This window comes from Pseudomonas sp. ENNP23, assembly GCF_001728945.1.
Classification (GTDB): domain Bacteria; phylum Pseudomonadota; class Gammaproteobacteria; order Pseudomonadales; family Pseudomonadaceae; genus Metapseudomonas; species Metapseudomonas otitidis.
In genome coordinates, this window is record NZ_LYSP01000023.1 from 56,999 (window position 1) to 68,917 (window position 11,919).

Here is an 11,919-nt window from a genome sequence, read left to right on the forward strand (position 1 = left end):
GCTCCCAGCTTCTGGTCAGTGGCCACTCAGAGCGAGCGGGCCACCTGGACCTTCTCGAAGACCTCGATCTTGTCGCCGACCTTCACGTCGTTGTAGCTCTTCACGCCGATACCGCACTCCATGCCGTTCCGCACTTCGGACACGTCGTCCTTGAAGCGGCGCAGGGATTCCAGTTCGCCTTCGAAGATCACCACGTCGTCGCGCAGTACGCGGATCGGGCGGTTCCGATGGACAGTACCCTCGATGACCATGCAGCCGGCGATGGCGCCGAACTTCGGCGAACGGAACACATCGCGCACCTCGGCGGTGCCCAGGATGTTCTCGCGCACATCGCTGCCGAGCATGCCGGTGAGGGCCTTCTTGACGTCCTCGATGATGTCGTAGATGACGTTGTAGTAGCGCAGGTCGATGCCTTCCTGCTCGACGATCTTGCGCGCGCCGGCGTCAGCACGCACGTTGAAGCCGAACAGCACGGCATTGGAGGCCAGCGCCAGGTTGGCATCGGACTCGGTGATACCACCGACGCCGCCACCGACCACACGTACCTGGACTTCGTCGTTGCCGAGGTCGGACAGGGCACCCTGCAGGGCTTCCAGAGAACCACGCACATCGGACTTGAGCACGATGTTGAGGGTCTTCTTCTCGTCCTGCCCCATGGTCTCGAAAATGTTCTCCAGCTTCGAGCTGTGCTGACGAGCCAGCTTGACCTCGCGGAACTTGCCCTGACGGAACAGGGCCACTTCGCGGGCTTTCTTCTCGTCGGCCACCACGGTCATTTCGTCACCCGCATCCGGGGTGCCGTCGAGACCGAGGATTTCCACGGGGATCGACGGGCCAGCTTCCCTGATGGACTTGCCGTTCTCGTCGAGCATGGCGCGAACGCGGCCGTAGTTGACGCCCACCAGGACCATGTCGCCCTGACGCAGGGTACCGTCCTGGACCAGCAGGGTGGCCACCGGGCCACGGCCCTTGTCCAGGCGGGACTCGACCACGACACCCCGGCCGGGAGCGGACGGGGTGGCAGTGAGTTCGAGCACCTCGGCCTGCAGCAGAACAGCCTCCAGCAGTTCGTCGACGCCGGTACCGGCTTTGGCCGAAACGGGCACGAACTGGGTGTCGCCGCCCCACTCCTCGGGGATCACATCCAGCGCGGCCAGGCCGTTCTTGATGTTGTCCGGGTTGGCTTCCGGCTTGTCCATCTTGTTGATGGCAACCACGATCGGCACGCCAGCGGCTTTCGCGTGCTGAACCGCTTCCTGGGTCTGCGGCATCACGCCGTCATCAGCCGCCACCACGAGGATGACGATGTCAGTAGCCTTGGCACCACGGGCCCGCATGGCGGTGAACGCGGCGTGACCGGGGGTGTCGAGGAAGGTGACCATGCCGCGCGGGGTTTCCACATGGTAGGCACCGATGTGCTGGGTGATGCCACCGGCTTCGCCCGACGCCACTTTGGCACGACGGATGTAGTCGAGCAGCGAGGTCTTGCCGTGGTCGACGTGCCCCATGACGGTCACGACCGGTGCACGGGAGAACGACTCGCCTTCGTACTTCAGCGACTCGGCCAGTTGGTCTTCCAGGGCGTTCTCGTTGACGAGCTTGACCTTGTGGCCCATCTCCTCGACGACCAACTGCGCGGTCTCGCGATCGAGCACCTGGTTGATGGTTACAGGACTGCCCATCTTGAACATGAACTTGACCACTTCGGCGCCCTTGACGGCCATCTGGGCCGCCAGTTCTGCCACGGTGATGGTCTCACCGATGCTGACTTCTCGCACGATCGGCCCCGTCGGGCTCTGGAACCCGTGCTGGTTGCGCTTCTTGAGCTTGGACTTGCCACGGCCACCGCGACGGTAGCTGTCGCTCTCTTCCTCGGTGCTGCGCGGAGCAATACGCGGCGACGGCACCTTTTCCTTCTCCTTGGCGGAGGGACGGTGCTGGGCTTGCTTGCGGTCGCGACGGTCGTCTTCGTCCCGGGCGCGTTCCGGACGGCGAGGCTCTTCGCGACGAGCGCCCGCTGCGCCAGGTGCAGGAGCCGCGGCGCCAGCAACCGGAGCCGCCTGGCCTGCAGGAGCAGCAGCAGGAGCCACTGCTGCCGAAGCCTCGGGGCTGCGAGCAGCGTCCTTGGCACGGGCGTCAGCCTCACGGCGGGCCTCTTCCTCGGCGCGGCGCTTGGCCTCTTCCTCGGCCTTGGCGCGTGCGGCCTCTTCGGCGGCGCGCTGCTCTTCCAGTTCGCGCTGCTTCTCTGCTTCGATCTCGTCAGGGCTGCGCTTGACGTAGGTCTTCTTCTTGCGCACTTCGACACTGATGGTCTTGCTGCCCGCCACCTTCAGGGTGGTGGTGGTCTTGCGCTGCAGCGTGATCTTGCGGGGCTCTTCCAGGCGCTCGCCATGGCTGCTCTTCAGGTGCGCGAGCAGCGCCTGTTTTTCACTGTCGGTCACCACCTGGTCGGCGCTGCTGTGAGGCAGGCCTGCCTCACGCATCTGCTGCAGCAGGCGCTCCACCGGTGTATCGACCACCTTGGCCAGTTCTTTCACCGTGACTTGCGTCATGCACTTCTCTCCTCAGGCCGCACTGCTTACTCGAACCAATGGGCTCGGGCGGCCATGATCAGCTTGCCGGCACGCTCTTCGTCCATGCCGTCGATGTCGAGCAGGTCGTCGATCGACTGCTCGGCCAGGTCTTCACGATTGATTACGCCACGCACCGCCAGTTCGACCGCCAGTTCCTTGTCCATGCCCTCGAGTTCCAGCAGGTCCTCGGCGGGCTGGGCATCGGCCAGCTTCTCTTCGGTCGCGATCGCCTTGGTCAGCAGGCGATCCTTGGCGCGGGCACGCAGCTCGTTGACGATGTCCTCGTCGAAGCCATCGATGCTCAGCATCTCTTCCATGGGCACGTAGGCGATCTCTTCGAGGCTGGTGAAACCTTCCTCGACCAGCACCTGAGCCAGCTCTTCATCCACGCCGAGTTCATCGACGAAGGACTGCATGATGTCGCCGGTCTCGGCCTGCTGCTTGGCCTGGATGTCCGCCTCGGTCATCACGTTCAGGGTCCAGCCGGTCAGCTGGCTGGCCAGGCGAACGTTCTGGCCGCCACGGCCGATGGCCTGGGCGAGGTTGTCTTCGGCAACGGCGATGTCCATGGCATGGGCATCTTCGTCGACGATGATCGCCGCCACTTCGGCCGGAGCCATGGCGTTGATGACGAACTGAGCGGGGTTGTCGTCCCACAGGACGATATCGACACGCTCACCGCCCAGTTCGCCGGAAACAGCCTGAACGCGGGAGCCACGCATGCCGATGCAGGCGCCCTGCGGGTCGATGCGCTTGTCCTTGGAGCGAACAGCGATCTTGGCGCGCGAACCTGGATCACGGGAGGCGGCCATCACTTCGATCAGCTCTTCGGCGATTTCCGGCACTTCAATGCGGAACAGCTCGATCAGCATCTGCGGCGCGGTGCGCGAGAGGATCAGTTGCGGACCACGGTTCTCGGTGCGGATTTCCTTCAGCAGGGCGCGGACACGGGCGCCGACGCGGAAGGTCTCACGGGGGATGATGTCCTCACGAGCCAGCAGCGCCTCGGCGTTGTTGCCCAGGTCAACGATCACGTTGTCACGGGTGACCTTCTTGACCGTACCTGAAATGATGTCGCCCAGCCTCTCGCGGTAGGCCTCGACCACCTGTGCACGCTCGGCCTCGCGCACCTTCTGAACGATGACCTGTTTGGCGGTCTGGGCAGCGATACGACCGAACTCGATGGATTCGATCTTCTCTTCGATGACGTCGCCGATCTTGGCGTCTTCGTCACGGGCCTGGGCCTGGTCGAGGGTCAGCTGGATGGCCGGGTCCTCGAAATTCTCGTCGTCCACCACCGCCCAGCGACGGAAGGTGTCATAGCTACCCGTGTGCCGGTTGATGGACACACGCAGGTCAACCTCGTCCTCGAAGCGTTTCTTGGTAGCGGTGGCCAGTGCCAGCTCCAGGGCTTCGAAAATCACACCTGCCGGCACCCCTTTCTCGTTGGATACCGACTCTACAACCAGCAGTACTTCTTTGCTCATCGTACGCCTCGCCTTTCGCAATCCATTGGGACCCGCGGGATCCGCGTCTCAGTCAAAACGGGGAATAATGTTGGCCTTGTCGATCAGGTCGATCGGCAACAGGTACTCGTGATCCTCGACGAGAACCACCACATCCTGTTCCTCCACCCCGCGGAGGAGACCCTGGAAGTTGCGCCGGCCCTCGTAGGGAGAACGCAACTTGATTTTCACGAGCTCTCCGGCATGGGCCGCGAACTGCTCAAGCTTGAACAACGGACGATCCATGCCGGGCGAGGACACCTCGAGGGTGTACTCACTGGAGATGGGGTCCTCCACATCGAGAACACCACTGATCTGGCGACTGACCTTTTCGCAATCGTCGATGAGGATACCGTTCTCATGATCGATGTAGACGCGCAGCAGCGAATGTCGCCCCTGCGACAGGAACTCGATACCCCAGCATTGATAGCCGAGCGCCTCGACCACCGGGGCCAGCAAGGCCTGCAACTGTTCTAGCTTGCTCGACACCTGTTTGCCCTCGCATGCCGTAGAAATAAAAAATGGGCGTAACGCCCATCATGAAAGCCATCCGAAACCGATGGCAAAGTGATCCAGCTAGCAAAAAGCCCCTTAAAAGGGGCTCTGCTTGAACTGGTTGCGGGGGCTGGATTTGAACCAACGACCTTCGGGTTATGAGCCCGACGAGCTACCAGACTGCTCCACCCCGCGTCAAAGCTGGGCCCGGAGTATACGACCAGACAGAAGCCCGGTCAACCTGACACTCCTCCAGCAAGAAAGCCCGCTACTGCGGGCCTTCTTGTCTTGCATGGTACCGAGGAGGGGACTCGAACCCCTACAGCCTATGGCCACTACCACCTCAAGGTAGCGTGTCTACCAATTCCACCACCTCGGCAAAACTTGCCTTACTTCTGCTCTGGAGCTTGCGGAACGTCACCTGCAGATTCTGCGGGCTTCTGCTCTTCGAGCACCGGCACATCATCAGATGCCGGCTTTTGCTGCTGAACCTCAATGGCGGCCGGATCCGGCAGACCAACGTGACTCAGAGCCTCAGCCTTTTGCTTAGCAAAGAATGCTAAACCCAGACTGGTAATGAAAAAAACCGCGGCGAGTATACCAGTAAAGCGACTCAGAAAGGTAGCAGAACCTTGGCTTCCGAAAACAGTACCAGAAGCACCTGCACCAAACGAAGCGCCTGCATCCGCGCCTTTACCATGTTGCAGCAACACCAGAACCACAACGCCGATGGCGACGAGCAGGTGCACCACGATAACGACAGTTTCAAGCATCTCGTCAGCTTCCTGCGGCACGACAAATCGCACCGAACTCATCTGCATTCAGGGAGGCTCCACCCACAAGCCCCCCATCAATATCCGGCATCCCGAACAACTCAGCCGCACTGGCAGCCTTCACACTGCCGCCGTACAGAATTCTTACACCCGCCGCTATCTCGACACTCTCGACCGACAATTGCGAGCGGATCGCAGCATGAACTTCTTGCGCCTGAATAGGAGAAGCAGTCAAACCGGTACCGATCGCCCACACGGGCTCATACGCGATTACCGCAGAAGAGAAGGCACCAACACCCAGCTCCTCGATGACGCTACCAATCTGCTCACCAACCACACACAGGGTTTCACCTGCCTCACGCTGCTCGCGGGTCTCACCGACACAGAGAATCGGAACCAGACCGCACGCCTGAGCCGCAGCAAACTTGCGACTCACCACATCATTACGCTCACCAAGAATCAAACGACGCTCGGAGTGACCAACGAGGACCCACTTGCAACCTGCATCTTCCAATTGAACCGCAGCAATCTCCCCGGTAAGGGCAGCCTGCATGGGCTCTATCGCGCAATCCTGGGCACCGATGGAAATGGAGCCACCATCGAGCACTTGAGCAACCTGGGCGATGTACAGGGAAGGCGGGATGACCACCACATCGACATCAGCCGGCACAACCTGCTGATGAAGACCTTTGATCAGCTCTGCGACGCTGGCGCGGGTACCGTGCATTTTCCAGTTACCAGCTACCAAAGGGCGACGCATGCCGTACCTCGTCGATCAAAGTGGGCGCAGATGTTATCCGAGGTTTTTCCAACTAGCAAGCGAAATCAAGCACATACCTCGGAAACAACCTTCACGAGCTCCTCGGCGTAAGTGCGAACCTGCTTTTCGTCATCCCCTTCGACCATCACACGTACCAGCGGCTCGGTGCCGGACTTGCGCAACAGTACGCGCCCGCGCCCCGCCATGCGCTCGGTGACCCTGGCACAAGCGTCCTTAACGGCTGGGTGTTCGACAGGATCCAGGCCTCCGCCGCTGTAGCGGACATTGAGAAGAACCTGCGGGCACTTGCGCATGCCCTGGCGAGCCTCCGCCAGCGACTGGCCACGGCGCTGCAGGGCCAGCAGCACCTGCAACGCCGCAATCAAGGCATCGCCGGTGGTGGTGAAGTAGCTGCAAAGGATGTGTCCGGAATTTTCCCCGCCCAGTGTCCAGCCACGCTCGTGCATCTCGGCAATCACATAGCGATCACCGACCTTGGCACGAGTAAAGGGAATCCCCATCTCGGCAAGCGCCAGCTCAAGGCCAAGATTGGTCATGAGCGTACCCACAACGCCATCATTGCTGAGCTTGCCCCGCTCCTGGAGATCGCGGGCAATGATGTACAGCAGTTCATCCCCATCCACGATGGCGCCCGTGTGGTCGACCATCAGCACGCGGTCGCCGTCGCCATCGAAGGCAATACCGATGTCCGCATGTTGGGCCACGACCTCGGCCTGCAAGGCTTGCATGTGGGTAGAGCCGCATTTGTCGTTGATGTTCAGGCCATTGGGCTGCGCCGCAAGCACCGAAACGTTGCCTCCCAACTCACGGAACACACTCGGCGCCACCTTGTAGGTCGCGCCGTGGGCACAATCGACGACGATCTTCATGCCGCCCAGGTCCGTGCTCATCGGCACCGTACTTTTGCAGAACTCGATGTAGCGCCCCGCTGCGTCATTGATCCGGGAAACCTTGCCGAGGTTAGCCGACTCCACTACCTGCATCGGCTGATCGAGCAGCTCCTCGATCATCAACTCGATCTCGTCAGAAAGCTTAACGCCCTGGCCAGAGAAGAACTTGATGCCGTTGTCACCGTGAGGATTGTGGGATGCACTGATCACGATGCCCGCATCCGCCAGGAAGGTGCGCGTCAGGTAGGCAATCGCTGGCGTGGGCATGGGCCCCAGCAGCATCACGTCGGCACCGGCGGCAGAGAGACCAGCCTCCAGGGCGGACTCGAACATGTAGCCGGAGATCCGCGTGTCCTTGCCGATGAGGATGCGGCACTTGCCCTGTTTGCGGAACGCCATGCCCGCCGCCCAGCCGAGCTTGAGCATGAAATCCGGGGTGATCGGGAATTGCCCAACGTGCCCACGAATGCCGTCGGTGCCAAAGTACTTTCTGCTCATCTACTGCTCCGCGATTCCTACTCCGCCGCTTCGACTGCGGCGATCATTCTGATGACATCAACCGTCTCGGCCACATCGTGAACCCTCAGGATGCACGCACCCTTTGAGACGGCCAGGGCTGCCAGCCCAAGACTGCCGTACAGGCGCTGGTCGACATCACGCCCCAGCACCTGACCGATCATGCTCTTCCGCGACACACCGACCAACAGGGGGCGACCAAGACGCCCCAGCTCAGCCAAATGACGGAACAGCACGAGATTGTGCTGGAGGCTCTTGGCAAAACCGAACCCGGGATCGAGCACGATTCGCTCCTCGGGAATACCGGCCTCGCTGCAGGCTCTCATGCGCTCCCGCAGGAACTCACCGACCTCCCGGACGACATCGTCGTAGGCAGGCGCATCCTGCATGTTGCCGGGCTCTCCACGCATGTGCATCAGGCACACGGGAAGACTACTATCCGCGGCAGCATCCAGCGCTCCATCCCGGCGCAAGGCTCGCACATCGTTGATGAGGCCCGCGCCCAACCTAGCGCCTTCCCGCATCACGGCAGGGGTGGACGTATCCAGGGAGATGATGACATCCAGCTCGCGCGCAATCGCCTCGACCACTGGCGCGACACGCTCCAGCTCCTCGGTAGGCGAGACCGGGCGAGCGCCAGGCCGAGTCGACTCCCCACCGACATCGATGAGCGTCGCCCCAGACGCCACCATGGCGCTGGCGTGACGCAGCGCGGCATCGCGCTGACTGAAGCGACCGCCATCGGAAAAGGAGTCGGGGGTTACGTTAAGGATGCCCATGATATGCGGGCGCCCCAAATCAAGAACCCGGTTGCCGCAAGGCAACCGGGTCGGGTACTGCGTGGAACTCATCAAGAATCCTTAGTGTTCGCCAGCGGGCCCACCGATCGGATTCTCCGAGCGAGGTGCCTCGTCACGCGGGGCAGGCTTGCCGGGAGTGCCGGAGCCACCTTGCCAATCCTTGGGCTCGCGTGGCTGGCGACCCGCCATGATGTCGTCGATCTGGTCGGCGTCGATGGTTTCGAACTTCATCAACGCTTCAGCCATCATGTCGAGCTTGTCGCGGTTGTCCACCAGAATCTGCTTGGCGGTGGCGTAGCAGTGATCAATGATGCTGCGCACCTCCTGATCGATGAGCTGTGCGGTCTGCGCGGACACATTCGAGTGCTGGCTGCCGGCGCTACGCCCCAGGAACACCTCACCTTCCTCTTCCGCATACATCAACGGACCGAGCTTCTCGGACAGCCCCCACTTGGTCACCATATTCCGCGCAATCTGGGTCGCACGCATGATGTCGTTCGACGCACCAGTGGTCACACCGTCGAAACCCAGAGTCATTTCCTCAGCAATCCTGCCGCCGAACAGCGAACAGACCTGACTGATCAAGGCGCGCTTCGACAGGCTGTAGCGGTCCTCCTCCGGGAGGAACATGGTGACGCCCAGCGCACGACCACGCGGAATGATCGACACTTTGTAGACCGGATCATGCTCCGGAACGACGCGACCTACGATCGCGTGGCCAGCCTCGTGGTAGGCAGTGTTGAGCTTCTCTTTCTCGGACATGACCATGGTCTTGCGCTCGGCACCCATCATGATCTTGTCCTTGGCCAGCTCGAACTCGCGCATCTCGACGATGCGCTTGTTCACGCGCGCAGCAAAGAGCGAGGCTTCGTTGACCAGGTTTGCCAGGTCAGCACCCGAAAACCCCGGTGTACCACGGGCGATAACGGCAGGTTCTACGTCGTCGCCAACCGGCACCTTGCGCATGTGCACCTTGAGGATTTGCTCGCGCCCGCGGATATCCGGCAGACCCACAACCACCTGACGGTCGAAGCGGCCCGGGCGGAGCAACGCCGGGTCGAGCACATCCGGACGGTTGGTAGCGGCGATCACGATGATGCCGTCGTTCATTTCGAAGCCGTCCATTTCCACCAGCAACTGGTTGAGGGTCTGCTCGCGCTCATCGTGCCCGCCACCCAGGCCGGCACCACGATGACGGCCGACAGCGTCGATCTCGTCGATGAAGATGATGCAGGGAGCGTGCTTCTTCGCCTGGTCGAACATGTCGCGCACGCGAGATGCGCCTACACCGACGAACATCTCGACGAAATCAGAACCGGAAATGGTGAAGAACGGAACCTTGGCCTCGCCCGCGATCGCCTTGGCGAGGAGAGTCTTGCCGGTACCGGGCGGACCGACCATCAGCACACCACGGGGAATACGGCCGCCCAGACGCTGGAACTTGCCGGGGTCACGCAGGAACTCGACAAGCTCGCCGACCTCTTCCTTCGCTTCGTCGCAACCCGCGACGTCGGCCAGGGTGGTCTTCACCTGGTCTTCGGACAGCAGGCGAGCCTTGCTCTTGCCAAAGCTCATCGGTCCGCCACGGCCACCGCCACCGCCCTGCATCTGGCGCATGAAGAACATGAACACCGCGATGATCACAAGAATGGGGAAACTGGCAACGAGCAACTGGGTCCAGATGCTCTGCTGCTCGGGCTGACGCCCCTCGATGACCACATTGTTGTTGACCAGGTCGCCAATCAGGCCGTTGTCCTGGATGGCAGGCCGGATGGTCTTGAAGGTATCGCCGTCATTGCGCTTGCCGGTGATGACATAGCCATCGACGGTGACGCGCTCGACCTTGCCGTCCTTCACCTGCTGGATGAAGTCGGAATAGTTCAGCGTCTGCGGTTCGCTGGGGCTGGAGAAGTTGTTCATCACCGTGACCAGTACGGCGGCGATGATCAGCCACAGGATCAGGTTCTTTGCCATGTCGTTCAATTAGCTACCCTCTGGAGCAGGCTCCGTCACGGAACGTGCCCCGCATGACGGCTGGTTATCAACCGGCCTAACTTACACCACAACCCCTGCCGGCCGGCAGGCGCCGTCTGTAACCCTTTATGATGCCTGGCGCTCGCCGTGACGGCGGTCCCACTCCATGAGACCCGCGAACCACCTGCCTGTCGCAGTCTATTCCCCGCGGAAGCCGCGCGCGAGCAGGTATTGCTCACGGGAGCGATCACGCGACGAAAGCGGTTTGCGCATCAGCACCTTGTCGAACATTTCCTTGACCTGCTTGTGGTAGAGGTCGAATCCCTCACCCTGGAATATCTTGATCAGGAAATCGCCACCCGGCGTCAGGACTCGCGCAGCAAGATCGAGCGCTAGCTCGCACAGGTACATGGCACGCGGCTGATCGGCCGCCCTGACACCACTCATATTGGGGGCCATGTCGGAAATCACAAGGTCGACCGGGTGCTCGCCAATCGCCTCGAGGATCCGGGCAAAGACTACATCGTCGGTGAAGTCTCCCTGAATGAAGGTAACGTCCGGGATGCTGTCCATTTCAAGGATGTCCGATGCGATGAGCCGCCCGCGATCGCCGATCACCCGACTGGTGACCTGGGACCAGCCGCCCGGCGCAGCGCCGAGGTCGACCACAGTCATGCCGGGCCGAAGAATACGGTCCTTCTCCTGAATCTCCAGCAGCTTGTAGCTGGCACGCGAACGATAACCATCCTTCTGCGCCATCTTGACGTAGGGATCATCGAAATGTTCTTTCAGCCAACGATGGCTAGTCTTGGAACGGGCCACGGGATACCTCGTGTTCGGCTGTGCGCCCCGAAGTCACTCGGGTAAACTAGCAGCCTTTTTTCGCAGGGGTCTGATTATGGCGCTCTCTCAGGAGCACAAGAAGCAATACAAATCTATCGGCCACCACCTGAAACCGGTATTGATCGTGGCCGAGAACGGCCTGACCGAAGGGGTCCTGGCCGAACTGGATCGTGCGCTCAACGATCACGAACTGATCAAGGTGCAGTTCCGCATCACCGAACGCGAGGATCGGCGCGCACTGATTGACGAGCTTTGCGAAGTCGGCAAGTGCGAACTGGTTCAGGTCATCGGCAAGATGGCGCTGATCTACCGCCGCAATCCCAAGCCCAACCGCAACCTCTCCAACATCAGCCGCTTCAGCGGCCTTTGATGCCTTGAAGCCGACGGGGCGCCACTTAGCGCGCCCTGCGGCGATCACTGCCCGGCACGGGCTGTACGACCAGTAACGCACCACACAGCGTCAGCACCATGTAGCTGAATGCCAACAAGCGAGCGAACTCGGCTTTCCAGAAGCTGACGACCAGAAAGATCGTCGCCGCCAGCAGGATGACTAACAGCAGCTGCCCTCGCGAATCCCGCCGCACGCTCCGTGCACCCTCCAGCCAGACCAGCAACCCCAACTGAAGCACGCCACAGAATGCCGCAAACCCCACCAACAGCGGGGAAAGGCTGCGAGACAACTCCTCCACCAACAACGGCGCGAATCCCACTCGCTCCAGGGCCGGCAGAACCACGAAATGCAGCAGCCAGAGGCCGCCGACCCAGAATG

Annotated in this window: 11 protein-coding genes and 2 tRNA genes; 1 reads left to right on the forward strand and 12 read right to left on the reverse strand. The window is 61.4% G+C overall.

Going from position 1 to position 11,919, the window contains the following annotated elements; all coding sequences use genetic code 11:
• Window positions 1–26 precede the first annotated feature (26 nt).
• From infB to rlmE, 11 genes are all read right to left on the reverse strand, one after another.
• A complete protein-coding gene (gene infB, locus A9G05_RS14385) occupies window positions 27–2,552 on the reverse strand; it encodes a translation initiation factor IF-2 (RefSeq protein WP_069561631.1) in 2,526 nt (841 codons plus the stop codon).
• A 26-nt stretch (window positions 2,553–2,578) separates the two neighbouring features.
• Window positions 2,579–4,060, reverse strand: coding sequence for a transcription termination factor NusA (gene nusA / locus A9G05_RS14390; RefSeq protein ID WP_069561632.1), 1,482 nt, complete (start codon window positions 4,058–4,060; stop codon window positions 2,579–2,581).
• Window positions 4,061–4,108: 48 nt separating this feature from the next.
• Window positions 4,109–4,567, reverse strand: coding sequence for a ribosome maturation factor RimP (gene rimP / locus A9G05_RS14395; protein WP_069561633.1), 459 nt, complete (start codon window positions 4,565–4,567; stop codon window positions 4,109–4,111).
• Between the two features lie 124 nt (window positions 4,568–4,691).
• A tRNA-Met gene (locus A9G05_RS14400) sits at window positions 4,692–4,768 on the reverse strand.
• Between the two features lie 98 nt (window positions 4,769–4,866).
• Window positions 4,867–4,952: transfer RNA gene (locus A9G05_RS14405), tRNA-Leu, on the reverse strand.
• Between the two features lie 10 nt (window positions 4,953–4,962).
• Window positions 4,963–5,346 carry a preprotein translocase subunit SecG gene (gene secG / locus A9G05_RS14410; protein ID WP_069561634.1) on the reverse strand — a complete coding sequence of 128 codons (384 nt, stop codon included), beginning with the start codon at window positions 5,344–5,346 and terminating at the stop codon, window positions 4,963–4,965.
• A gap of 4 nt (window positions 5,347–5,350) precedes the next feature.
• Complete coding sequence (gene tpiA / locus A9G05_RS14415; RefSeq protein ID WP_069561635.1) at window positions 5,351–6,106, reverse strand: triose-phosphate isomerase; 756 nt, start codon at window positions 6,104–6,106, stop codon at window positions 5,351–5,353.
• A gap of 65 nt (window positions 6,107–6,171) precedes the next feature.
• Window positions 6,172–7,515 (reverse strand): phosphoglucosamine mutase, encoded by a 1,344-nt coding sequence (gene glmM / locus A9G05_RS14420; RefSeq protein WP_069561636.1) that lies wholly within the window; start codon window positions 7,513–7,515, stop codon window positions 6,172–6,174.
• Window positions 7,516–7,532: 17 nt separating this feature from the next.
• Entirely contained in the window at window positions 7,533–8,384 is an 852-nt protein-coding gene (gene folP / locus A9G05_RS14425) for a dihydropteroate synthase (RefSeq protein ID WP_069561637.1), read from the reverse strand.
• Window positions 8,385–8,393: 9 nt separating this feature from the next.
• Entirely contained in the window at window positions 8,394–10,307 is a 1,914-nt protein-coding gene (gene ftsH / locus A9G05_RS14430; protein WP_069561638.1) for an ATP-dependent zinc metalloprotease FtsH, read from the reverse strand.
• Between the two features lie 198 nt (window positions 10,308–10,505).
• Complete coding sequence (rlmE, locus tag A9G05_RS14435) at window positions 10,506–11,129, reverse strand: 23S rRNA (uridine(2552)-2'-O)-methyltransferase RlmE (RefSeq protein ID WP_069561639.1); 624 nt, start codon at window positions 11,127–11,129, stop codon at window positions 10,506–10,508.
• Between the two features lie 76 nt (window positions 11,130–11,205).
• Here rlmE and A9G05_RS14440 point away from each other — a divergent pair, with 76 nt between their 5' ends.
• Window positions 11,206–11,520, forward strand: a complete 315-nt coding sequence (locus tag A9G05_RS14440; RefSeq protein WP_069561640.1) for a YhbY family RNA-binding protein — start codon at window positions 11,206–11,208, stop codon at window positions 11,518–11,520.
• A 25-nt stretch (window positions 11,521–11,545) separates the two neighbouring features.
• On the opposite strand, the gene A9G05_RS14445 is transcribed toward A9G05_RS14440, so the two are convergent.
• On the reverse strand, window positions 11,546–11,884 hold the full coding sequence (locus A9G05_RS14445; RefSeq protein WP_338135396.1) for a DUF4149 domain-containing protein: 339 nt from the start codon (window positions 11,882–11,884) through the stop codon (window positions 11,546–11,548).
• Window positions 11,885–11,919: the final 35 nt, after the last annotated feature.

Coding starts and splice junctions, on each gene's coding strand:
- infB (WP_069561631.1), bottom strand. CDS start 2,552: ATGACGCAAGTCACGGTGAAAGAACTGGCCAAGGTGGTCGATACACCG.
- nusA (WP_069561632.1), bottom strand. CDS start 4,060: ATGAGCAAAGAAGTACTGCTGGTTGTAGAGTCGGTATCCAACGAGAAA.
- secG (WP_069561634.1), bottom strand. CDS start 5,346: ATGCTTGAAACTGTCGTTATCGTGGTGCACCTGCTCGTCGCCATCGGC.
- tpiA (WP_069561635.1), bottom strand. CDS start 6,106: ATGCGTCGCCCTTTGGTAGCTGGTAACTGGAAAATGCACGGTACCCGC.
- glmM (WP_069561636.1), bottom strand. CDS start 7,515: ATGAGCAGAAAGTACTTTGGCACCGACGGCATTCGTGGGCACGTTGGG.
- folP (WP_069561637.1), bottom strand. CDS start 8,384: ATGAGTTCCACGCAGTACCCGACCCGGTTGCCTTGCGGCAACCGGGTT.
- ftsH (WP_069561638.1), bottom strand. CDS start 10,307: ATGGCAAAGAACCTGATCCTGTGGCTGATCATCGCCGCCGTACTGGTC.
- A9G05_RS14440 (WP_069561640.1), top strand. CDS start 11,206: ATGGCGCTCTCTCAGGAGCACAAGAAGCAATACAAATCTATCGGCCAC.